The 21,607-nt window shown below is 67.7% G+C and carries 20 protein-coding genes and 1 pseudogene; 9 read left to right on the forward strand and 12 right to left on the reverse strand.

Annotated elements, in window-relative coordinates; genetic code table 11:
• Positions 1–53 precede the first annotated feature (53 nt).
• The 4 genes from G4Q83_RS08155 to ndk are packed head-to-tail and all read right to left on the reverse strand — an operon-like array spanning position 54 to position 3,342.
• A complete protein-coding gene (locus G4Q83_RS08155) occupies positions 54–899 on the reverse strand; it encodes a helix-turn-helix domain-containing protein (RefSeq protein ID WP_128420030.1) in 846 nt (281 codons plus the stop codon).
• Entirely contained in the window at positions 896–1,678 is a 783-nt protein-coding gene (locus G4Q83_RS08160) for a tetratricopeptide repeat protein (RefSeq protein ID WP_185817422.1), read from the reverse strand. The genes G4Q83_RS08155 and G4Q83_RS08160 overlap by 4 nt, the downstream gene beginning before the upstream one ends.
• Before the next feature lie 22 nt (positions 1,679–1,700).
• Positions 1,701–2,906, reverse strand: coding sequence for a dual-specificity RNA methyltransferase RlmN (gene rlmN / locus G4Q83_RS08165; protein ID WP_386272136.1), 1,206 nt, complete (start codon positions 2,904–2,906; stop codon positions 1,701–1,703).
• A gap of 10 nt (positions 2,907–2,916) precedes the next feature.
• The gene (gene ndk / locus G4Q83_RS08170) at positions 2,917–3,342 is read right to left on the reverse strand and encodes a nucleoside-diphosphate kinase (protein ID WP_128420028.1); all 426 of its coding nucleotides are present in this window, start codon (positions 3,340–3,342) and stop codon (positions 2,917–2,919) included.
• A 218-nt stretch (positions 3,343–3,560) separates the two neighbouring features.
• On the opposite strand from ndk, the gene G4Q83_RS08175 reads away from it, so the two are divergent.
• The 3 genes from G4Q83_RS08175 to G4Q83_RS08185 all read left to right on the forward strand — a co-directional run bounded on the left by G4Q83_RS08175 (position 3,561) and on the right by G4Q83_RS08185 (position 8,051).
• Positions 3,561–4,193, forward strand: a complete 633-nt coding sequence (locus tag G4Q83_RS08175; RefSeq protein ID WP_128420027.1) for a TetR/AcrR family transcriptional regulator — start codon at positions 3,561–3,563, stop codon at positions 4,191–4,193.
• Between the two features lie 77 nt (positions 4,194–4,270).
• Positions 4,271–6,706, forward strand: coding sequence for a 3-hydroxyacyl-CoA dehydrogenase/enoyl-CoA hydratase family protein (locus tag G4Q83_RS08180; protein WP_128420026.1), 2,436 nt, complete (start codon positions 4,271–4,273; stop codon positions 6,704–6,706).
• Positions 6,707–6,845: 139 nt separating this feature from the next.
• Positions 6,846–8,051 carry an acetyl-CoA C-acyltransferase gene (locus G4Q83_RS08185; RefSeq protein ID WP_128420025.1) on the forward strand — a complete coding sequence of 402 codons (1,206 nt, stop codon included), beginning with the start codon at positions 6,846–6,848 and terminating at the stop codon, positions 8,049–8,051.
• Between the two features lie 93 nt (positions 8,052–8,144).
• Here G4Q83_RS08185 and galU read toward each other — a convergent pair whose 3' ends face one another.
• From galU to cmk, 8 genes are all read right to left on the reverse strand, one after another.
• Positions 8,145–9,041: a UTP--glucose-1-phosphate uridylyltransferase GalU gene (galU, locus tag G4Q83_RS08190; RefSeq protein WP_128420024.1), complete on the reverse strand. Its 897-nt coding sequence runs from the start codon at positions 9,039–9,041 to the stop codon at positions 8,145–8,147.
• Positions 9,041–10,951 (reverse strand): polysaccharide biosynthesis protein, encoded by a 1,911-nt coding sequence (locus G4Q83_RS08195; RefSeq protein ID WP_128420023.1) that lies wholly within the window; start codon positions 10,949–10,951, stop codon positions 9,041–9,043. The genes galU and G4Q83_RS08195 overlap by 1 nt, the downstream gene beginning before the upstream one ends.
• 3 nt (positions 10,952–10,954) lie before the next feature.
• Positions 10,955–11,941 (reverse strand): MraY family glycosyltransferase, encoded by a 987-nt coding sequence (locus tag G4Q83_RS08200; RefSeq protein WP_128420022.1) that lies wholly within the window; start codon positions 11,939–11,941, stop codon positions 10,955–10,957.
• On the reverse strand, positions 11,942–13,120 hold the full coding sequence (gene lapB / locus G4Q83_RS08205) for a lipopolysaccharide assembly protein LapB (protein WP_128420021.1): 1,179 nt from the start codon (positions 13,118–13,120) through the stop codon (positions 11,942–11,944).
• A gap of 6 nt (positions 13,121–13,126) precedes the next feature.
• Complete coding sequence (locus tag G4Q83_RS08210) at positions 13,127–13,426, reverse strand: lipopolysaccharide assembly protein LapA domain-containing protein (RefSeq protein ID WP_128420020.1); 300 nt, start codon at positions 13,424–13,426, stop codon at positions 13,127–13,129.
• A 72-nt stretch (positions 13,427–13,498) separates the two neighbouring features.
• Positions 13,499–13,804, reverse strand: coding sequence for an integration host factor subunit beta (locus G4Q83_RS08215; protein ID WP_128420019.1), 306 nt, complete (start codon positions 13,802–13,804; stop codon positions 13,499–13,501).
• Between the two features lie 78 nt (positions 13,805–13,882).
• Positions 13,883–15,562 carry a 30S ribosomal protein S1 gene (gene rpsA / locus G4Q83_RS08220; RefSeq protein ID WP_128420018.1) on the reverse strand — a complete coding sequence of 560 codons (1,680 nt, stop codon included), beginning with the start codon at positions 15,560–15,562 and terminating at the stop codon, positions 13,883–13,885.
• Positions 15,563–15,796: 234 nt separating this feature from the next.
• On the reverse strand, positions 15,797–16,468 hold the full coding sequence (gene cmk / locus G4Q83_RS08225; protein ID WP_128420017.1) for a (d)CMP kinase: 672 nt from the start codon (positions 16,466–16,468) through the stop codon (positions 15,797–15,799).
• Positions 16,469–16,640: 172 nt separating this feature from the next.
• Between cmk and ykgO the strand changes: the two genes are divergently transcribed.
• The 6 genes and pseudogenes from ykgO to G4Q83_RS08255 all read left to right on the forward strand — a co-directional run bounded on the left by ykgO (position 16,641) and on the right by G4Q83_RS08255 (position 21,437).
• Positions 16,641–16,766, forward strand: coding sequence for a type B 50S ribosomal protein L36 (gene ykgO, locus G4Q83_RS08230; protein ID WP_010342887.1), 126 nt, complete (start codon positions 16,641–16,643; stop codon positions 16,764–16,766).
• Between the two features lie 128 nt (positions 16,767–16,894).
• Positions 16,895–17,224, forward strand: a complete 330-nt coding sequence (locus tag G4Q83_RS08235; protein WP_128420016.1) for a hypothetical protein — start codon at positions 16,895–16,897, stop codon at positions 17,222–17,224.
• 121 nt (positions 17,225–17,345) lie between these two features.
• The gene (locus tag G4Q83_RS08240; protein WP_128420015.1) at positions 17,346–18,383 is read left to right on the forward strand and encodes an agmatine deiminase family protein; all 1,038 of its coding nucleotides are present in this window, start codon (positions 17,346–17,348) and stop codon (positions 18,381–18,383) included.
• A 316-nt stretch (positions 18,384–18,699) separates the two neighbouring features.
• Entirely contained in the window at positions 18,700–19,602 is a 903-nt protein-coding gene (locus G4Q83_RS08245; protein ID WP_128420014.1) for a carbon-nitrogen hydrolase, read from the forward strand.
• 12 nt (positions 19,603–19,614) lie between these two features.
• Positions 19,615–20,149: pseudogene (locus tag G4Q83_RS08250) on the forward strand (GNAT family N-acetyltransferase).
• A complete protein-coding gene (locus tag G4Q83_RS08255) occupies positions 20,142–21,437 on the forward strand; it encodes a TraB/GumN family protein (RefSeq protein ID WP_128420013.1) in 1,296 nt (431 codons plus the stop codon). Before G4Q83_RS08250 ends, G4Q83_RS08255 begins: the two are co-directional and overlap by 8 nt.
• Positions 21,438–21,607 lie beyond the last annotated feature (170 nt).

A 21,607-nucleotide genomic window follows, 5' to 3' on the forward strand; every position in this document is an offset into this window, starting at 1 on the left:
CCCCGCCGCAACGACGGGACATGCAATGTTGAGATTGGGGAACCGCGCCGCCGTCAGTCGGACGCCGGCACCACGGAACCGTCGGAGGATACCGCAAAGCGCGCCACGTTCGCGCGCTTGTACGCGGTCAGATCCACGGTACTACCGGATTGCTGAACCTGAACCGCCGACGCATTGCCGAGCACGATGCGGCCCACCTGACCCGGCGCGTAGTCGCGCGTCTGGCCCGCCTTCAGCAACGCCTTCTCCAGCGGCGTGCCGTCCGGAGCGCTGATTTGCACCCAGCTGTCGCCGTGGAACGACAGACTGAGACCGGCCTTCTCCGCCTCGTGGGAGGCGCGCGGCAGTGGCGTCAGCGACGCGATGTACGGCGCGGCACTGGGCGCGACGCGAGCGGCCACCGCGGCGCCGCGGCCGGCAGGCGCCTGCGGCGCGGCGGCGGCCGGCGCCGTCGGCACCACGTCCAGCGACGCGGTGTTCGGGCCGTCTTCGGCGAAATGGGTGCGGGTCGCGTACCAGACCGGCACCGCCAACCCGGCGGTGAGCACCACGTAAACCAGGCGCCGGGTGGCGCTCTCGAGCATGCGCCGCAGCCGCGGCGTATGCGTGTGGCTGATCAGCTCCACCGGTTGCACCGGCGCGACATGCGCGGTCGCCAGCAGCGGCTCCAGGTCGATCCCGAGCAGGCGCGCGTAGCTGCGCAACTGACCGCGCACGAACACAGGCGCGCCGAGACGCGGCCACTGTTCCGCTTCCAGCGCACGCACCACGTGCACCGGCATGTGCAGCCGGCTGCCGACCTCCTGGATGCTCAGGCCGGCCGCCTCGCGTGCTTCGCGGAGTTGTTGTCCGCAACCTTTGGCGCCGTCGAAAGCGTTCGGATTGTAATCACTGGTCACAATGCACTAGCCCCGGGAATCGCGGTCGCGGCATCGGGAAACTCCTTGCGCAACCGCTGTTGGTAACGGCCGGCGGCAGCCATGTCGCGCAGCCCTTGTTCAATCTGAATAGCAAGTTGTAACACGGATGCGGTGGCCGGCGCAGCTGCCAGACGCCGTTCCGAGAAGGCGCGCGCCTCGAAGAAGCGCGACTGCGCCGCTTCCTCGCGCGCCATCGCTTCCAGCGCGTACGCATTGCCCGGCTCCAGCGCCAGCGCCTTGCGCAAGTCGCGTACGCCGCGCTCGCGCTGGCCGATCCGCAGCGCGCAACCGCCGGCATTGGCCAAGGCCGAGGCCGGCGTGGCGTAGCCCGGCGCGGCCAGGGCGCGATCGAACCATTGCAGCGACTCGGACGCGGCGCCGTTCGCGCATAGCCAAGCACCGTAGTTGTTCAAGGTCTCGCCGCGATTCGGCGCCAGTTCGGCGGCCTTGCGGTAGCGGTCGCCGGCGGCGGCGGCGTCGCCGCGGCGGTCGGCGACCACGGCCAGCAGCGTCTGCGCCTGCACTGAATCCGGCGCCAGCGCCAGCGCCTTGCGGGCATGGCCTTCGGCCCCAGCCAGATCGCCGGCACTGAGCCGGTTGCCGGCCAGGCCGAGCTGCTCCTGCAGCACATAGCGCGCCTTGACCGCGCTGCTGTCGCGGAAATCGTATTCCGGCGCCACCTGCTCGACACCGCGCAGCTTGCCGGGCTTGATGCTGCGCAGGCCGCAGGCCGCCAGCGCCAGCAGCGTCGCGGCCAACGCGGCGAGCGCGACCGGATGCTTAGGCGGCCGCATCCCGGTCCGCCCGCGCCTGCAATTGACGCTGGAAATCGGCCTGGCGGCGAGTACGGTCCAGCACCTGGCCCTTGAGCTGGCCGCAGGCCGCATCGATGTCGTCGCCGCGCGTGCGCCGCACCATGGTCAGCACCTGCGCATCGAGCAGGATCTTCTGGAACGCACGGATCGCGGTCTCGCCGGAGCGCTCGTAGCGCGTGCCCGGGAACGGATTGAACGGGATCAGGTTGACTTTGCCCGCGTCCTTGGCCTGCACCACGTTGTCGAACTGGCGCATCAGCCGCGCCAGCTGCCGCGCATGCTCGGGCTGATCGTTGACGCCCTTCATCAGCGTGTACTCGAAGGTCACCGATTCGCGGCGCTTGTTGGCGCGCAGGTAGCGCGCGCAGGCGGCCATCAACTCGGCCATCGGGTATTTCTTGTTGAGCGGCACCAGCGTCTCGCGCAGCGCGTCGTCGGCGGCGTGCAGCGACACCGCCAACGACACGTCGCTCTCGCTGGACAGGCGGTCGATCATCGGCACCAGGCCCGAGGTCGACAGCGTCACCCGCTTGTTGGCCAAGCCGTAGCCCAGGTCGTCGCGCATCACGCTCATCGCGCGCACGACGTTGTCGAAATTCATCAGCGGCTCGCCCATGCCCATCATCACCACGTTGGTGAGACGGCGCTGCTGGTGCGGCACGTTGCCCAGGTGGCGCGCCGCGACCCACACCTGGCCGACGATCTCGGCGGTGGACAGGTTGCGGTTGAAGCCCTGGGTGGCGGTCGAGCAGAACGTACAGTTCAGGCCGCAGCCGACCTGGGAGGACACGCACAGGGTGCCGCGGCCCTTGTCGGGGATGTAGACAGTCTCGATCGCGTTCTTGCCGTCGGTGCCCATCGCCAGCAGCCACTTGTGGGTGCCGTCGCTGGAAGGCTTGTCGAACACGACGCCGGGGACGAGGATCTCGGCATACTGCTGCAGCTTGGCGCGCAACGCCTTGCCCAGATCGGTCATCTGGTCGAAGTCGGTGACGTAGCGGTGGTGGATCCACTTCATCACCTGGTGGGCGCGGTAGCGCGCTTCGCCGAGGGTCTCGGCGAAGAAACGTTCCAACCCCTCGCGATCGAGGTCGAGCAGATTCTGTTTGGCTGCAGCGCCGGTCCTGAGCGGATCGGCGAGCGCCAACGGAGTGTGGACGACCTCGTTCACGATGGACCTCTCAGCGCGAGACCACTTCGGTGACGGCGAAGAAATACGCCACTTCGTTGGCGGCGTTGTCGATCGAATCGGAGCCGTGCGCGGCATTGGCGTCGATCGAATCGGCGAAATCGGCGCGGATGGTGCCCGGCGCGGCGTCCTTCGGGTTGGTGGCGCCCAGCAGGTCGCGGTGCACGGCCACGGCGTTCTCGCCTTCCAGCGCCTGGATCATCACCGGGCCGGAGATCATGAACTCGACCAGGGCGTTGAAGAACGGGCGTTCGCGGTGCACCGCGTAGAAGCCCTCGGCCTCGCGGCGCGACAGCTGCTTGTACTTGGCGGCCACGACCTTCAGGCCGGCCTTTTCGAAGCGGGAGTAGATCTCGCCGATGACGTTCTTGGCGACGGCATCGGGCTTGATGATGGATAGGGTGCGCTCCAGCGCCATGGAAAGTTCTCCGAGTGGGGCGGGCCACTGAGGGCCCGAGGTTAGCATGAAAAAAACCCGCGTCAAAACGCGGGCTTAGCCAGAATTGCGATGGACAATTCTATCCAATCGCAGCGGGCATTGCACGGCCGCGGACTGAATGGTGCTGCAGCGCAACATGACGCGGCCGGTATCGGCGCCTACACTCAAACAATCGTTTGATTGATTCCGGCGACCGCATGGCAAAGCAAGCGCACTTCTCCACCAAGGACCGCATCCTCGGCGCGGCCGAGGAACTGTTCGCCCAGCACGGCTTTTCCGGCACCTCGCTGCGCCAGGTCACCAGCCAGGCCGACGTCAACATCGCCGCGGTCAACTACCACTTCGGCTCCAAGGAGAACCTGGTCAACGAGGTGTTCCGGCGACGCATGGACGAGATGACCGCGGCGCGCATGGCGCAGCTGGAGGCTGCGCAGCGCGCCCATCCGGGCCTGCTCGGCCCGGTGCTGGCGGCGTTCGTGGAACCGGCGCTGGCGATGGCCCAGGACCGCCAGAGCGGCGGCGCCTTCGTGCGCGTGATCGCCCGCGCCTACGCCGAGAAGAACGACAGCCTGCGCCAGTTCCTGTCCGACCATTACGGCCACGTGCTGCGCGAGTTCGGCAAGGCCATCGCCGCCTGCGTGCCCGAACTGAGCAAGGAAGAACTGTACTGGCGCCTGGACTTCCTGGCCGGCGCGCTGACCTACGCCATGGCCGATTTCGGCCTGATCAAGCGCCCCGCCGGGGTCAGCGAAGGGGCACACCGCGCCCACGCCGCGCGCGAACTGATCCGTTTCGCCGAAGCGGGCTTCCTGGCCTGCGCCGCGCCCTGATTCCGCAAGAACCGTTGCGTAAAACCATCCTGCAAGACCCGCATCCCGCAATCGTTGACCCACAGAGGCTGATCGCTATGTCCAACCCCCTGCTAGTCCGCCGTGCCGCCGTCCTGGGCGCGGGCGTGATGGGTGCGCAGATCGCTGCGCACCTGGCCAACGCCGGCGTCGACACCTTGCTGTTCGATCTTCCCGCCAAGGAAGGCCATCCCGACGGCGTCGTGCTCAAGGCCATCGCCAACCTGAGCAAACTGAGCCCGGCGCCGCTGGCCAGCGCCGCGCTGGCCGAGGCGATCACCCCGGCCAACTACGACTCCGGCCTGGAGCAACTGCGCGGCTGCGACCTGATCATCGAGGCCATCGCCGAGCGCATGGACTGGAAACAGGACCTGTACAAGAAGATCGCCCCGTTCGTGGCCGATCACGCGGTGCTGGCCTCCAACACCTCCGGGCTGGGCATCAACGCGCTGTCCGACGTGCTGCCCGAGCAGCTGCGCCACCGCTTCTGCGGCGTGCACTTCTTCAACCCGCCGCGCTACATGCACCTGGCCGAGCTGATCCCGGCCAAGGGCACCGACGCGGCGGTGTTGGAAGGGCTGGAAGCGTTCCTGGTCACCGCCCTGGGCAAGGGCGTGGTCTACGCCAAGGACACCCCGAACTTCATCGGCAACCGCATCGGCGTGTTCTCGATCCTGTCCACCATCCATCACACCGCGCAGTCCGGCCTGGGCTTCGACGAAGTCGACGCGCTGACCGGCCCACTGGTCGGGCGGCCGAAATCGGCCACCTACCGCACCTCCGACGTGGTCGGCCTGGACACCATGGCCCACGTCATCAGGACCATGGCCGACACTCTGCCCGACGATCCCTGGCACCAGTACTTCGCCTCGCCGAAGTGGCTGGACGCGCTGATCGCCAAGGGCGCGCTCGGGCAGAAGGCCGGCGCCGGCATCTTCCGCAAGATCGGCAAGGACATCGTGGTGCTGGACCTGGAGACATTGAACAGTCCGGCCATGGATGGCCGGGTTTCTGCGGAGGGATCCGCCTTCCCCTACCGCCCGGCCGACCGCGTCGCGGCGCCGCAAGTCGTCGAGATCCTGAAGATCAAGAACCCGGCCGAGAAGTTCGCCAAGCTGCGCGAGAGCCAGCACCCGCAGGCGCAGTTCCTGTGGGCCACGTTCCGCGACCTGTTCCACTACAGCGCCTACCACCTGGCCGACATCGCCGAGACCGCGCGCGATGTGGACCTGGCGATCCGCTGGGGCTACGGCTGGTCGCTGGGCCCGTTCGAGACCTGGCAGGCCGCCGGCTGGAAGCAAGTGGCGCAATGGATCGCCGACGACATCGTCGCCGACAAGGCCATGTCCAGCGCGCCGTTGCCGGACTGGGTGTTCGACGGCCGCGACGGCGTGCACGCCGCCGAGGGCAGCTACAGCCCGGCGCGCAACGCCAAGCTGCCGCGTTCGGCGCTGCCGGTGTACCAGCGCCAGCGCTTCCCCGACCCGCTGCTGGGCGAGACGTTCGCCGCGGGCCAGACCGTGTTCGAGAACGACGGCCTGCGCCTGTGGCACGACGGCGACGACATCGCCGTGGTCAGTTTCAAGACCAAGATGAACACCGTCTCCGACCAGGTGCTCGACGGCCTGCAGGAAGCGGTCGGCCGCGCCGAGAAGGACTTCAAGGGCCTGGTGATCTGGCAGCAGAAGGAACCCTTCTCCGCCGGCGCCGACCTGGCCGGCGCGCTGGGCCTGCTGCAGGCCGGCAAGGTCGATGCGTTCGAGGCGATGGTCGCCAACTTCCAGGCCACCAGCCAGCGCATCAAGTATTCGCTGGTGCCGGTGGTCGCGGCGGTGCGCGGCCTGGCCCTGGGCGGCGGCTGCGAATTCCAGATGCACAGCGCCAGGACCGTGGCCGCGCTGGAAAGCTACATCGGCCTGGTCGAGGCCGGCGTCGGCCTACTGCCGGCCGGCGGCGGCCTGAAGGAGATCGCGGTGCGCGCCTCGCAGGCGGCCGGGGCGAATGCAAGTGGAGCCGGCGGCGACGTGTTCGCCGAACTGAAGAAGACCTTCGAGACCGTGGCCATGGCCAAGGTGTCCACTTCGGCGGTCAACGCCAAGGAACTGGGCCTGCTGCGCGGCACCGACAAGGTCGTGTTCAACAGCGACGAGGCGCTGTACATCGCCAAGGCCGAAGCACGTGCGCTGGCCGAGGGCGGCTACCGCCCGCCGCTGCCGGCACGGCGCATCCAGGTCGCCGGCGACGTCGGCATCGCCACCTTCAAGATGCTGCTGGTCAACATGCTGGAAGGCCGCTTCATCAGCGAGTACGACGACGAGATCGCCACCCGCATCGCCACGGTGCTGTGCGGCGGCGACGTCGATCGCGGCGCGCTGGTCGACGAGGAATGGTTGCTCAGGCTCGAGCGCAAGCACTTCGTCGAACTGGCCCAGCAGGAAAAGACCCAGGCGCGCATCGGCCACATGCTCAAGACGGGCAAGCCGCTGAGGAACTGATTGAAGACGGCACTCTGGACCCGGGACTCGGGACCCGGCAAAGCAAGAGCCGCCACGACGCGCTTTTGACTTTCCGGGTCCCCAGTCCCCAGTCCCGAGTCCCGAACCGCACCCTTCCAGCCATTCGAGACCTCACGCAATGACCAGACAGATCCAAGACGCCTACATCGTCGCCGCCACCCGTACCCCGGTCGGCAAGGCGCCCAAGGGCGTGTTCCGCAATACCCGGCCGGACGACATGCTGGCGCACGTGCTGCGCGCGGTGGTGGCGCAGGCGCCGGGCATCGATCCGTCGCGCATCGACGACGCGATCATCGGCTGCGCGATGCCCGAGGGCGAGCAAGGCATGAACGTGGCGCGCATCGGCGTGCTGCTGGCCGGGTTGCCCAATTCGGTGGCCGGGCAGACCATCAACCGCTTCTGCTCCTCTGGCATCCAGGCGGTGGCGCTGGCCGCGGACCAGATCCGCCTGGGCAACGCCGACCTGATGCTGGCCGGCGGCACCGAGTCGATGTCGATGGTGCCGATGATGGGCAACAAGGTCGCGCTGTCGCCGAGCGTGTTCGCCGACGACCACCTCGCCATCGCCTACGGCATGGGCATCACCGCCGAGAAGGTGGCCGAAGAGTGGAAGGTGTCGCGCGAGGACCAGGACGCGTTCGCGCTCGCCTCGCACCAGAAGGCCATCGCCGCGATCGCCGCCGGCGAGTTCCGCGACGAGATCACCCCGTACCAGATCCTGTCGCACCAGCCCGACCTGGCCGGCAACGTCATCGCGCTGCGCAAGCGCCTGGTCGACACCGACGAGGGCCCGCGCCCGGACAGCTCGATCGAAGGCCTGGCCAAGCTGCGTCCGGTGTTCCGCAACGGCCAGTTCGGCGGCAGCGTCACCGCCGGCAACTCCTCGCAGATGAGCGACGGCGCCGGCGCGGTGCTGCTGGCCTCCGAGCAGGCGATCAAGGACTACGGACTGACCCCCCTCGCCCGCTTCGTCAGCTTCTCGGTCGCCGGCGTGCGTCCGGAAGTGATGGGCATCGGCCCGATCGCGGCCATTCCGAAGGCGCTCAAGCAGGCCGGCCTGAGCAAGGACCAACTCGACTGGATCGAACTCAACGAAGCCTTCGCCGCGCAGTCGCTGGCGGTGATCCGCGACAGCGGCCTGGACCCGTCCAAGGTCAACCCGCTCGGCGGCGCGATCGCGCTCGGCCATCCGCTCGGCGCCACCGGGGCGATCCGCACCGCCACCCTGGTGCACGGCCTGCGCCGCCGCCAGCAGAAGTACGGCATGGTCACCATGTGCATCGGCACCGGCATGGGCGCCGCCGGCATCATCGAAGCGCTCTGACCCGCACCGCGGGAGCAACGCAAAAGGGCAGCCGGAGCTGCCCTTTTGCTTGCGCCGAACTGCCGCAGCCGGGACCGCTTACGCAGCGCTGTTCTACCTGCCGCCGGCCTCGACGTCGGCCAGCGCGTTGCGCAACATCTCCTGCGCCGGCTTGCTCAGCTTCTCGTGGTCCAGCGCATAGCGGATGGTCGCCTCGATCAGACCGATGTGGGTGCCGCAGTCGAAGCGCGTGCCGGCGAAGCGGTACGCGTGCACCGGATCGCTCCCGATCAGCGCGGCAATCGCATCGGTCAGCTGGATCTCGCCGCCGGCGCCGGGCACGGTCTTTTCCAGCAGATCGAAGATCTTGGAGCTGAGCACGTAGCGGCCCACCACCGCCAGATCGCTCGGCGCATCGGCCGGCTTGGGTTTCTCGACGATCGCGGTGATCTTGCCCTCGCTGCCGTCGAATGCTTCGGTCGCGACGATGCCGTAGCTGCCGGTGTTCTCGTGCGGCACGTCCTGCACCGCGATCACGCTGGCGCCAGAGCGCTCGGCCACGTCGGCCATCTGCGCCAGCGCACCCGGCCCGCGGTTCCAGATCAGGTCGTCGGGCAAAAGCACTGCAAACGGCTCATCGCCGATGATCGGCTTGGCGCACAGCACCGCATGGCCGAGTCCCAACGCCTCGGCCTGGGTCACGAAGATCGCGCGCACGCCGTCGGGCAGCACGTGGCGCACCAACTCCAGCTGCTCGGTCTTGCCGGCGCGCTCGAGCTTCTGCTCCAGCTCGTAGGCCTTGTCAAAGTAATCCGCAACCGCGTGCTTGTAGCGGTTGGTGACGAAGATCAGAGTGTCGCAACCGGCCTCGATCGCCTCGTCCACGGCGTACTGGATCAACGGACGATCGATAATCGGCAGCATCTCCTTGGGCACCGTCTTGGTGGCGGGAAGGAAGCGGGTACCCAGACCTGCAACCGGGAAAACTGCCTTGCGGATTCTCTTGCTCATCAGAGCCTTCTGGCCTCGCGCGCGGGGAACGGGACGATTGTAGCGGAGCTATCGTGACCGGCCTGTTGTCGCAGCGGCGCGAACTCGGGCATGGTCGTGCGCAGCACTTTCTCGATGCCGTCGCTGTCGTAGTCGGCCACCGCCGCGCGCAACTGCTGCAGGCCCTGCAGCACGTTCTCGCGCGAGAAACTGCGCGCGCCGGCCTCCAGGATCTTCGGATGCGAGGTAGGACGATAGTTCTCGTCGGAATAGAACAAGGTCTCGTGCAGCTTCTCGCCCGGGCGCAGCCCGGTGTAGACGATCGCGATGTCGCGCCCGGGCTGTTTGCCGGCCAGGCGGATCATCTGCTCGGCAAGCAGGCGGATCGGCACCGGTTCGCCCATGTCCAGCGTATAGATGGCGCCGTGCGACGCCGAGGCGGCCGCCTGCACGATCAGTTGGCAGGCTTCGGGGATGGTCATGAAATAGCGCGTTACCTGCGGATCGGTCACCGTGACCGGGCCGCCCTGCCGGATCTGCTCGCGGAACAGCGGCACCACGCTGCCGGCCGAGTCCAGCACGTTGCCGAAGCGCACGGTGACGAAGCGCGTGCCCACCGCCTGGTCGTCCAGCGACTGGCACACCATCTCCGCATAGCGCTTGGACGCGCCGAGCACGTTGACCGGGTTCACCGCCTTGTCGGTGGAAATGAACACGAAGGTCGAGACCTTGGCGGCGACGCAGGCGCGGGCCACGTTCTCGGTGGACAGCACGTTGTTGCGGACCGCCTCGCGGAACTGCCGCTCCAGCAACGGCACCTGCTTGTAGGCGGCGGCATGGAACACCGCATCCGGTTCGGCGATGCGCATCGCATGGCGGGTCACCGCCGGATCGCCGCAGTCGCCCAGCACGCACTCGATCTCCAGGTCCGGAAAGATCCGCCGCAGGTCGGCATGGATCGTGATCAGCGCCAGTTCGTCGATCTCCAGCAGCACCACCTTGCGTGCGCCATGGCGGGCGCACTGCCGGCACAGCTCCGAGCCGATCGAACCGCCGGCGCCGGTCACCATCACCGTGCGCCCGGACAGCCAGCCCTTGATCAGCTTCCAATCGGGGGTCACCGGCTTGCGCCCGAGCAGGTCCTCGATCGCGACTTCCTTGAGTTCGCCCGGCAGATAGTGGCCTTCGAGCACGTCGAGCAGGCGCGGGACGGTGCGGAACGGCAACCCGGTGCTTTCGCAGATCACCACCACCCGCTGCATGCCGGCCGCGTCCAGCGACGGGATCGCGATGACAAGCAGCTTGGCCGCGGTTTCCTTGGCGATCGCGCCGGCCTCGTCGATCCGGCCCAGGATCGGCAGGCCCTGCAGCTTGGCGCCGTGCAGATGGCCGGCATCGTCGACGAAACCGACCGGATGGTAGGCGCCGGAACGGCGCAGGTCGCGCACCAGCGCCTCGGCGGCACGGCCGGCGCCGACGATCAGCACGCGCCGCGCGGTCTCGTCCGAATGCGCGATCTGGTAATCCTTCCATGCGCGGTACAGCAGCCGCGGCGCGCCGAGCAGCGCCGACAGCGCGAACGGATACACCAACAGCACCGACAACGGAATGGAGTCGAAGCGGCTGTACGCCAGCCCCAGCACGATCGCGACCAGGCCGTAAAAACTGGCTTTGAAGATGTTCAACAGGTCCGGAACGCTGGCGAAGCGCCACAGCCCGCGATACAGGCCGACCTTCCAGAACACCAGACCCTGCGCCGCCAGCACGATGGCGGTATTGAGGTTCCACAATGGCAAGGGATGCTCACCGGGCAGCATCGTGTAGCGCGCCGCGTGCAGCAATTGCCAGCAGATCCAGACGATGGCCAGATCGTGGACGACCACGGAGGCCTTGGGGAACAGCTCGGTGAAACGGTCGCGGGTGGAAAGCATTAGTTATCCATCGGAGTTCAGCGCACTCCTCTTACGCAAAGTCAGCCAAAGCGCACTCGCCGACACATACCAGGCAAGCGCCAACCCAACCTGCCCTGCGGTTCGCAACGTTCCACCAAACCAAGCGATTGTAATGGCTACAATGCTGAACAGAGCATAGGCGGCGGTCACAACCGTGTGGCTGCGGCCCCTATGTACCCAGCGCTGGTAAAAATGTTGCGCATGCGGCTGCCACCAGCGTTCGCCAGCGAGCATGCGCGACAACAACGTGAAGCCTGCGTCGATGGCGAACGCGGATAGTGGTATCAACAGCAACCATGGCGTGAGTCCGGTCGCGACATTGCACAGCGCGAACAGCGCGGCGATCAGATACCCCAGCGCCCCGCTGCCGACGTCGCCGAGGAAGATGCGGGCGCGCGGATAGTTGGACGGCAGGAACCCGGCGCAGGCCACGATCAGCACCCAGCACGGCCAACGCAACGGCGCCGGCAGCAGGCCGGCGAACCCCAGCGCCACCAGCATCGCCTGGCTGGTCGCCAAGCCGTTGATGCCGTCCATGAAGTTCCAGATGTTGATCAGCGAGACCGTCGCCAGCCAGGTCAGCGCGGTCAGCCAGGGATCGTGGTGCAACCGGTAGACAAGTACGGCCAGCACGCTGGCCGCCAGCGCATGCACCAGCAGCCGCAGCGCGGCCGACAGCGGGCGGTGGTCGTCCCACCAGCCGACGCCGGCGACCAGCGCCAGCCCGGCAGCGAACGCCGCGATGGTCATCCCCTGCTGCGGCCAGAGCGCCGCCGCATACGCGCAGGCGGCCAGCACCGCGGCCACGATCGCCACGCCGCCGCCGCGCGGGGTCGCCACCGCATGGCTGCGGCGCTCGCCGGGCGCGTCCATCAGCTTGCGTTTGAGGGCGTACCGGCGCGACAGCCAGGTCCCGACCGCGCTGAGCGCCGCCAGCGCGGCGAGCAGCTTCCACCCCGCGACCGGCACCTACACCAACGCGTAGTTGAGCAGCGGCTTGACCGTGCCCCACTCCTTGCAGCTCGGGCATTGCCAATGGTGGGTGCGCGCGCCGAAGCCACAGCGCGTGCAGCGGTAGCTGGGGTTGCGCACCAGCAACTGGTCGGTGATGTGCTTCAGGTCCTGCAGGGTGGCGGTGGAATCGGCGCCTTCGGCCAGGGTCAGGTCGATCAACGCCGACTCGCCGCGCACCGACGGCCGATCCTTCAACTGCCGCCCGAGGTAGGCGCGCGCCGCGGACACCCCTTCCTGCGATTCCATCAGCCGGGTCAGCGCCAGCACCGGGGCGATGCCGCGGTAGTGCTCGGTCATTTCCGACAGGAACGCGCGCGCGCCGCTGAGATCGCTGCCGCGGCGGTAGCAGTCCATCAGCGCCGGCATGATCTCCGGCAGGTAGTCCGGATCGTGGCGCGCGGCGCGTTCGAAGGCGCGGATCGCGGCCTCGTCGTTGCCGTCGTCCACGTCGATGCGTCCTTCCAGGATGCCGGCGCGCACCGACTTGGCATCGGCTTGGTAGGCGCGCGCGATCGATGCCCGGGCCAGTTCGGATTTGCCCGACGCGCGGTACCGATCGGCCAGCTCGCATTCGAATTGGGCGATCAGCTTGCCCATCGGCTCGCCGGTCACCTCTTCGTAGCGGGTGGCGTTGTCGATCGCCTTCTCCCAGTCGCGCTCGGCCTGGTAGATGCCGATCAGGTGCTTGAGCGCCTGCGGCGCGCGCTGGTCGATCTGCGCCAGTTCGGCGAACACGGTCTCGGCCCGATCCAGCAGGCCGGACTTCATGTAGTCCTCGCCCAGCGCCAGCAACGCCTGCACGCGCTGCGGGTCGCTCAGGTCGGCGCGCTGCACCAGGCCCTGGTGCAAGCGGATCGCACGGTCCACTTCGCCGCGCCGGCGGAACAGGTGGCCGAGCGCGACCTGGGTCTCGAAGGTCTCCTTGTCCAGTTCGGCGATATGCAGGAACAGTTCGATCGCCTTGTCCGGCTGTTCGTTGAGCAGGTAGTTCAGGCCGCGGAAATAGGTGCTGGAAAGCCGGCTGACCTGCGTGTCGCCATGGCGCTGGCCGCCGCGGCGGCCGACGACCCAGCCGCTCAGCGCCGCCAGCGGCAGGAACAGGAAGAACCAGAACCACTCGGTCAGGAAGTCCATCGAAGATCAGCGTCCATCCACGGAATGGGCGTAGGTCGGTAGCGGCACGACGGCTGGTGCGGAAGCGGCGGCCGCAGCCTTGTTGGCGCGGCGCAGCCTGGCGTACAACGGGACCACCAGCGCGGCCAGTACCAGCGCTGCCCCGATCACCACGCCGGCCAACAGCGACACCATGATGGCGATGCCGGACGTGGTGGCGATGCCGGTGACACCGAAATTGATGTCGATCTGCTGCGAATTCAGCGATCCAATGGCCAGGCCGGCCAGCAGGAACACCAGCAGGATCAGCAGACGGGCGATTTTCATGAAGGTCTCCGGCGTCGGAAGACGCTAGATTAGCCGAACCGGCACGGATTCCGGAAAATCCGGGACCGCGGCTCAGGGCGTATCGGACTCGACCGGAACCACGCCACTGACGCGTTCGCGCAATTCCTTGCCTGGCTTGAAATGCGGCACGTGCTTGCCGGGAAGCGCGACGGATTGGCCGGTCTTGGGATTGCGTCCCAGGCGCGGCGGCCGGTAATGCAGGGAAAAACTGCCGAAACCGCGGATCTCGATGCGGTCGCCGCCGGACAGCGCGCCGCCCATCATCTCCAACAGCGATTTCACCGCCAGATCGACGTCGTCCGCCTTCAGATGCGCCTGCTTGCGCGCCAGGATTTCGATCAGTTCGGACTTGGTCATTCGGATTCGTGCGGTGGGGTCGCAACCCGGCACGGCCCGGATCGACCGGGCCGTGCCAGTAACGCTGCGTGTGGCGGATTACTCGGACTTGTTGCCGTTCAACTGCGCACGCAGCAACGCGCCCAGCTGGGTGGTGCCGCCCGACGCGGACTGGTATTCCTCCAGCACTTCGCGCATTTCGGCATCGTCCTTGGCCTTGATCGACAGCTGCAGGGTGCGGCCCTTGCGGTCCATGCCCACGAACTTGGCTTCGATCTTGTCGCCGACCTTCAGGTGCTGGGTCGCGTCGTCGACGCGCTCGTTGGCGATGTCGCGCGCGGCGACGTAGCCCTCGATGCCGTCGGCCAGGTCGATGGTGGCGCCTTTGGCATCCACTTCGCGCACCACGCCCTCGACCTTCGAGCCCTTCGGGTTGGCCGCCATGTACTGGCCGAACGGATCCTGCTCCAGCTGCTTGACGCCCAGGCTGATGCGCTCGCGCTCCGGATCCACCGCCAGCACCACCGCTTCCAGCGTGTCGCCCTTCTTGAAGTTGCGCACGATGTCTTCGCCGGTGGTGTTCCAGCTGATGTCCGACAGGTGCACCAGGCCGTCGATGCCGCCGTCCAGGCCGATGAAGATGCCGAAGTCGGTGATCGACTTGATCTGGCCGGACACCTTGTCGTTCTTCTTGTGGGTGGCGGCGAAGGTTTCCCACGGATTGGCGGCGACCTGCTTCATGCCCAGCGAGATGCGGCGACGCTCCTCGTCCACGTCCAGGACCATGACCTCGACCTCGTCGCCGACCTGCACGACCTTGGACGGATTGACGTTCTTGTTGGTCCAATCCATCTCCGACACGTGCACCAGGCCTTCCACGCCCGGCTCGATCTCGACGAACGCGCCGTAATCGGTGACGTTGGAGACCTTGCCGAACACGCGGCTGTTGGCCGGGTAGCGGCGCGCGATGTTGTCCCACGGATCCTCGCCCAGCTGCTTCAGGCCGAGGCTGACGCGGTTGCGCTCGCGGTCGAACTTCAGCACGCGCACGTCCAGCTCGTCGCCGACGTTCACCACCTCGGACGGATGGCGCACGCGCTTCCAGGCCATGTCGGTGATGTGCAGCAGGCCGTCGATGCCGCCCAGGTCCACGAACGCACCATAGTCGGTCAGGTTCTTGACCACGCCCTTCAGGATCGCGCCTTCCTGCAGCTTGTCCATCAGCTGCTCGCGCTCTTCCGAGTGCTCGCTCTCGACCACCGCACGGCGCGAGACCACCACGTTGTTGCGCTTGCGGTCCAGCTTGATGAGCTTGAACTCCAGTTCCTTGCCTTCCAGGTAGGCCGGGTCGCGCACCGGGCGCACATCGACCAGCGACCCGGGCAGGAACGCACGGACATCCTTGATGTCCACGGTGAAACCACCCTTGACCTTGCCGCTGATGCGGCCGGTGATGGTCTCGTTCTTCTCCAACGCTTCTTCCAACTCGTCCCACACCATCGCGCGCTTGGCCTTCTCGCGCGACAACACGGTTTCGCCGAAGCCGTTCTCGAGCGAGTCGAGGGCGACCTTGACCAGGTCGCCTTCGGCGACGTCGATCTCGCCAGCGTCGTTACGGAACTGTTCGATCGGCACGATGCCTTCGGACTTCAGGCCGGCGTTGATGACGACGACATCGCCACGCACCTCGACCACGGTGCCGGTGACGATGGAGCCCGGCTTCAGCTTCGCCAGATTGGCTTGGCTGGCTTCGAACAGTTCGGCAAAAGATTCAGTCATTTGAAATTACTCTAGTGGACACACGGGCAGTGCGTTTCTTCTGGAAACGGCGAACTGCCCACCTGGTTAGTCGGCCCGAACCGCGGCCGGGTGTGAAATGGGAAAACCGCAGCGCGACATTGCGCGGCGGAGCCTTGGAACGGCATTGCGGACTACGGTGAAGCGCACTGCGATGCAACTCGCCTCGCCATGGCACCCAACGGGCGCCATGCTGCTGCCCGCTCCCGGCGACCCTCAGGCGGGCAGCAACTCCAGGACGCGGCCGACCACGTGATCGATGTCCATGCCGGTAGTGTCGAGGAGGACGGCATCGTCTGCCGGCCTCAGCGGCGCCACCGAACGTTGTGCATCGCGTGCGTCGCGGGCCATGATCTCGCGCAGCAAGTCTCCGAATATAACGGAAACCCCTTTTCCTTTCAACTGGTTATGCCGGCGCATGGCGCGCTCCTCGGCGCTGGCGGTCAGGAACACCTTGTATGGGGCTTCCGGGAAAATTACAGTCCCCATGTCGCGGCCGTCGGCGACCAGCCCCGGCGGGCGCCGGAACGCGCGCTGGCGCTGCTTTAGCGCCGAGCGCACCTCCGGGATCGCGGCGATCGCCGAGGCCACCGCGCCGGTCGTTTCCAGCCGCAGCTCGTCGGTGGCGTCGGCGTCGTTGATCCTGACCCGCAGGCCGCCGCCGGCCGCGTCCTCGAAGCTCACCCGGGTGTCGAAGGTGCAGCGCACCAGCGCCGCGGCGTCGGAGATGTCCAGGTTGGCCCAGCTGGCGGCCACGCCGACCGCGCGGTACAGCGCGCCCGAATCCAGGTAGTGCCAGCCCAGCATGCCGGCCACGATGCGGCTGACGGTGCCTTTGCCGGCCCCGGACGGGCCATCGATGGTCAGGACGGGAGCGTGGTCGTTCATGCGGTTCCTTGGACGAGGGCGGCGCATTGTAGCCCCGGCAGCGGCCGCGCCGGCGCAAGCACTTGAAACCATGAAGAAAAACAGGCTACAATTGCCGGCTTACCGATCCAGCGACGTGGCCCTGGCCTCGCCGCCCTCCTTTCGAATCCACAAGTTTACGCCGAGGTATGCCATGAAAGTCCTGTCCTCCCTGAAGTCGGCGAAGGCCCGTCACCGCGACTGCAAGGTGGTCCGCCGCCGCGGCAAGGTCTTCGTGATCTGCAAGTCGAACCCGCGTTTCAAGGCGCGCCAGCGCTGATCCGGCGACGGCCCGCCCCGCGGCACCGTGCGCACGGTTGCGGGCCATCGACAAAGGCCGCCTCCGGGCGGTTTTTTGTTGCCGAAGTTTGCTGTAATCGCCGTTCGTCCTCTGGGGAGCACACCGTGATGAAGCATCGTCTTTCCACATTGCCGCTGCTGGCCGTCCTGGGCCTGGCCGGCGCCGCCGCCGCCGAGACGCTGCTGGTCGAGCGGATCGAGCAGGAACGCGGGGCGGCGATGCCGGCGCGCGGGCTGAGCATGGGCCAGGTCGAGTCGCGCTATGGCGCCCCGCAGCAGAAGCTGGAACCACGCGGCGGACAGAAACGGCAATGGCCGACCATCAATCGCTGGGTGTATCCGGCCTTCACCGTGTACTTCGAGAAGCACAAGGTGGTGGACGTGGTCGCCAACAAGGCCGATGCCGACGAAGTGGGTCCCAAGCCTGCGATCCGTTAGCGCGAATCCCGCGAAAGAGCCCGTCTTATGCGAATCCTTCGCAAGAGCCCGCACATCCCTGTGCGGGGATCAAATGAAAAGCCGGGCTTCGGCTCGTGCATGACCTGAATATGTGGTTGCAATGACCGATCGCCTTCGCCTTCCCGCGGAATGGGAACCCCAGTCCGCCATCCTGATCGCCTGGCCGCACGCCGGCACCGACTGGGCCGAGCGACTGGCCGAGGTGGAGGAAACCTACATCGCGCTGGTCGCGGCGATCACGCGCTACCAGCGCGTGCTGATCTGCGTGGCCGATGCCGACCTGCAGATCTATGCCGAGGCGCGGCTGCGCTCGGCGCGAGTGGACATGCGGCGCGCGCAGTTCGTGGAAGCCGCGTACGACGACACCTGGCTGCGCGATTCCGGCCCGATCAGCCTGGCCCGGGCCGGCGGCGGTTTCCAGTTGCTGGACTTCCGCTTCACCGGCTGGGGCGGCAAGTTCCAGGCCAGCCGCGACGATCAGCTGGTGGGCGTGCTGGCGGCGCAGGGGCTGTTCGCCGACAGCACGGTGCACAGCATCGATTTCGCGCTGGAAGGCGGCGCGATCGACAGCGACGGCGCCGGCACCCTGCTGACCACCTGGCGGTGCCTGCACGAACGCCACCCGCAGCGCTCCCGCGAATCGCTGGGCCGCGACCTGGCTGGCTGGCTGGCGCAGCGGCGTGTGCTGTGGCTGGACCACGGCTACCTGGAAGGCGACGACACCGACGCGCACATCGATACCCTCGCCCGCTTCGCCAGCGAGGACGCGATCGTCTACCAGGCCTGCGACGACGCCAGCGATTCGCACTACGCCGAGCTGCAGGCGATGGCTGCCGAACTGGCCACGCTACGCACCGCCGACGGCCGCCCCTACCGGCTGTTCCCGCTGCCGTGGGCGCAACCGGTGATCGACCAGGGCCGGCGCCTGGCCGCCTCCTACGCCAACTTCCTGATCGTCAACGGCGCGGTGCTGCTGCCGGCCTATGGCGATGCCGCCGATGCGCAGGCGCAGGCGGTGATGGTGCAGGCGTTCCCGCGGCATGAGATCGTGCCGATTCCGTGCCGCGCGCTGATCTGGCAGAACGGCAGCCTGCACTGCATCACCATGCAGTTGCCCGAGGGCGCGCTGGCGGCCTGAGCCGCGTGTGCCGGCAAACGCGGATCCGGAGCGAGGGCATACCTTCGCCGGATCGTGCGCTCGCAGCGGCGTTGCAGGAACGGCCATGCGGACTGCGGCAGGATGGTCTCCATGCCGATGCAGCGCTGGCGGCGAAGCGCCGGCGTGGCGTTTCTTCCGCAGCACCGGGACAGGTGCCGGACCCGACGCCGACGCCGCCGGACGCTCGCGCCTGCGCTCCGATGCACCCGAACCAAGGCGCGGCATTCATCTGCCGCGAAGCTGCCGCGCCAGCATCCGCGCTACCATGCGCGCTTTCACCGACCATCCTTCCGCAATGAGCCGAAACACTCTTTCCGTCGCGCTGATCCAGGAACGCAACCATGGCGATGCCGCGGCGAACCTGGCGGCGATCGAATCGCGCGTGGCCGAGGCGGCGGCGCAGGGTGCGCAACTGGTGCTGCTGCAGGAACTGCATAACGGCGCGTATTTCTGCCAGCACGAGTCGGTGGACGAATTCGACCTGGCCGAGCCGATTCCCGGTCCCAGCACCGAACGCCTTGGCGCGTTGGCCAGGCGCCATGGCGTGCTCCTGGTCGGCTCGCTGTTCGAGCGCCGCGCCGCCGGCCTGTACCACAATACCGCGGTGGTGTTCGAACAGGACGGCAGCCTGCTGGGCAAGTACCGCAAGATGCATATCCCGGACGATCCGGGCTTCTACGAGAAGTTCTATTTCACCCCCGGCGACCTCGGCTTCACCCCGATCCAGACCTCGGTCGGCCGCCTGGGCGTGCTGGTGTGCTGGGACCAGTGGTATCCGGAAGCGGCGCGGCTGATGGCGCTGGCCGGCGCCGAACTGCTGCTGTACCCGACCGCGATCGGCTGGGATCCCAGCGATACCCAGGCCGAGCAGGAGCGCCAGCGTGATGCCTGGATCCTCAGCCATCGCGGCCATGCCGTCGCCAACGGCGTGCCGGTGCTCAGCTGCAACCGGGTCGGCCACGAACCCTCGCCGCTGGCCGCCGATGGCGTGACCGGCGCGGCGGGCATCCAGTTCTGGGGCAACAGCCACGTGCTGGGCCCGCAGGGCGAGTTCATCGCCGAAGCCGGTGCCGAACCGACCGTGCTGGTGTGCGACGTGGACCTGCAACGCAGCGAGCACGTACGGCGGATCTGGCCGTTCCTGCGCGACCGCCGCATCGACGCCTATGGCGATCTGCTGAAGCGCTACATCGACTGAGCCGCCACCGCCTTGGACGACCTACAGCTGCGCGCCGCTGAGGCGGCCGATATCCCCGCGATCACTGCGCTGTACGCCGACCAGGTTCGCAGCCACGTCAATACCTACGAATACGATGCGCCGGACCGGGCCCAGATGCGGCGGCGCATGCGGGACGTGATCGCATGCGGCTATCCCTACCTGGTCGCGCATGCCGCCGACGCACGCCTGGCCGGCTACGCCTACGCAAGCAGCTATCGGACCCGTCCCGCTTACCGCTGGACCGTGGAGAACAGCGTCTACGTGGAGCCGGCATCACGGCCGCAGTGTCGGTTCCGCACTGCTGCAGGCGCTGATCGCGGCCTGCGAGGCGCGCGGCTTCCGGCAGATGGTGGCGGTGATCGGCGAGTCGACCAATCAGGCGTCGATCCGCCTGCACCAGCGCTTCGACTTCAGGCCGGTCGGCGTGTTCAGCGGTCTCGGCCGCAAGCATGGGCGCTGGCTGGACACGCTACAGATGCAACGCCCGCTGGTCCCCGGCGCCGACGAGGCGCCCTCCGATGAGTAATGGAATGAACGAACTTTCCCAGGCCGGCGACGACGCGTTGTTCGACGGCCAGCCGTACCGCATCGTCGAGCGCGATGGCGTGCGCTACACCCTGCTCGGCACCGCGCATGTCTCGCTGGCCAGCGTCGCCGCGGTGGAGCGGGCGATCGACAGCGGCCGTTTCGATGCGGTCGCCATCGAGCTGGACCCGCAACGATTGCAGGCGCTGACCGACCCCGACGCGCTGACCAAACTCGACCTGGTGCAGGTCATCCGCAAGGGCCGCGTGGCGCTGTTCGCGGCGAACCTGGCGCTGGCCGCCTACCAGCGGCGCCTGGCCGAGCAGTTGGGCATCGAACCTGGCGCCGAACTCAAGCGCGCGGTGCTGCTGGCGCGCGAACGGCAATTGCCGGTGTACCTGATCGACCGCGAAGTCGGGCTGACCTTCAAGCGCGCCTCCAGCCGGCTCGGTTTCTTCGGCAAGCTCAAACTCGGCAGCGGCCTGCTCGGCGGCCTGTTCGCCTCGGACGAGGTCGGCGCGGCGGAGATCGAGAAGCTCAAGCAGGGCGACATGCTCGAGGCCAGCTTTGGCGACTTCGCCAGCGAGAGCCCGGCGCTGTACGACACCATCATCGACGAGCGCGACCGCTACATGGCCACGCGCCTGCGCGAGGAACGCGCGCAGCGGACCGCCCCCAGCCAGAGCCCGATCGCCGCCCCGGACGGCCTCGACGCCGCGCGCGCCGACGGCATCGGCGAGGTGCTGGCTGTGGTCGGCGCCGGCCACCTGGCCGGCTTGGCCAGGCACCTGCAGAACGACCAGGACGATCCGGCGGCGTTGCGCAAGGCGCTGGAAGAGGTGCCGACCAAGAAGAAGATTCCGTGGATCACCCTGACCCTGACCGCGCTGGTGCTGGGCGGCGTGGCCTGGGGCTATTGGCGCGGCGGTTTCGCGCTGGGGACCGACCTGCTGCTGCAGTGGGTGCTGTTCACCGGCGGCCTGGCCGGGCTGGGGTGCCTGCTGGCCGGCGGCCATCCGCTGAGCATCGTCGCCGGCGCCATCGCCGCGCCGCTGAAGCCGTTCCGGCCCGGTGTGCCCGCCGGTGCGTTCAGCGCACTGGTCGAGGTGCACATGCGCAAGCCGGCCTACGGCGACTTCCTGGCGCTGCGCGACGACGCGCAGAGCGTGCACGGCTGGTACCGCAACCGCGTCTCGCGGGTGGTGTTGACCTTCCTGCTGACCAACCTCGGCAGCATGGTCGGGGTATGGCTGGCGGGATTCCGCATCTTCGGCAAGCTGGCCGGTTGAGCGTCCCGCGGCAGGGCCATGCGCCCCGCCCGCTTGCCCGCTGCCGCAATTCTGTAGGAGGGGCTTCAGCCGCGACCGGACGTTAGCGGCGATGCCCCGTCGGCACTGAAGCCCTTCCATACGTTGGTTCGGCGCGATTTGGGATCCGACTAGTGCGTGCCGGCCGTTTC

It is taken from the genome of Xanthomonas theicola (assembly GCF_014236795.1).
GTDB classification, from domain to species: Bacteria; Pseudomonadota; Gammaproteobacteria; order Xanthomonadales; family Xanthomonadaceae; genus Xanthomonas_A; species Xanthomonas_A theicola.

Excerpts from the sequence above, each read along its gene's own strand:
- ndk (WP_128420028.1), bottom strand. The coding sequence starts at position 3,342 with ATGGCGCTGGAGCGCACCCTATCCATCATCAAGCCCGATGCCGTCGCC.
- lapB (WP_128420021.1), bottom strand. The coding sequence starts at position 13,120 with ATGGACTTCCTGACCGAGTGGTTCTGGTTCTTCCTGTTCCTGCCGCTG.
- G4Q83_RS08210 (WP_128420020.1), bottom strand. The coding sequence starts at position 13,426 with ATGAAAATCGCCCGTCTGCTGATCCTGCTGGTGTTCCTGCTGGCCGGC.
- G4Q83_RS08255 (WP_128420013.1), top strand. The coding sequence starts at position 20,142 with ATGAGTAATGGAATGAACGAACTTTCCCAGGCCGGCGACGACGCGTTG.
- ykgO (WP_010342887.1), top strand. The coding sequence starts at position 16,641 with ATGAAAGTCCTGTCCTCCCTGAAGTCGGCGAAGGCCCGTCACCGCGAC.
- G4Q83_RS08175 (WP_128420027.1), top strand. The coding sequence starts at position 3,561 with ATGGCAAAGCAAGCGCACTTCTCCACCAAGGACCGCATCCTCGGCGCG.
- cmk (WP_128420017.1), bottom strand. The coding sequence starts at position 16,468 with ATGAACGACCACGCTCCCGTCCTGACCATCGATGGCCCGTCCGGGGCC.
- G4Q83_RS08195 (WP_128420023.1), bottom strand. The coding sequence starts at position 10,951 with ATGCTTTCCACCCGCGACCGTTTCACCGAGCTGTTCCCCAAGGCCTCC.
- G4Q83_RS08245 (WP_128420014.1), top strand. The coding sequence starts at position 18,700 with ATGAGCCGAAACACTCTTTCCGTCGCGCTGATCCAGGAACGCAACCAT.
- G4Q83_RS08180 (WP_128420026.1), top strand. The coding sequence starts at position 4,271 with ATGTCCAACCCCCTGCTAGTCCGCCGTGCCGCCGTCCTGGGCGCGGGC.
- G4Q83_RS08185 (WP_128420025.1), top strand. The coding sequence starts at position 6,846 with ATGACCAGACAGATCCAAGACGCCTACATCGTCGCCGCCACCCGTACC.
- rpsA (WP_128420018.1), bottom strand. The coding sequence starts at position 15,562 with ATGACTGAATCTTTTGCCGAACTGTTCGAAGCCAGCCAAGCCAATCTG.
- G4Q83_RS08240 (WP_128420015.1), top strand. The coding sequence starts at position 17,346 with ATGACCGATCGCCTTCGCCTTCCCGCGGAATGGGAACCCCAGTCCGCC.
- G4Q83_RS08235 (WP_128420016.1), top strand. The coding sequence starts at position 16,895 with ATGAAGCATCGTCTTTCCACATTGCCGCTGCTGGCCGTCCTGGGCCTG.
- galU (WP_128420024.1), bottom strand. The coding sequence starts at position 9,041 with ATGAGCAAGAGAATCCGCAAGGCAGTTTTCCCGGTTGCAGGTCTGGGT.
- G4Q83_RS08215 (WP_128420019.1), bottom strand. The coding sequence starts at position 13,804 with ATGACCAAGTCCGAACTGATCGAAATCCTGGCGCGCAAGCAGGCGCAT.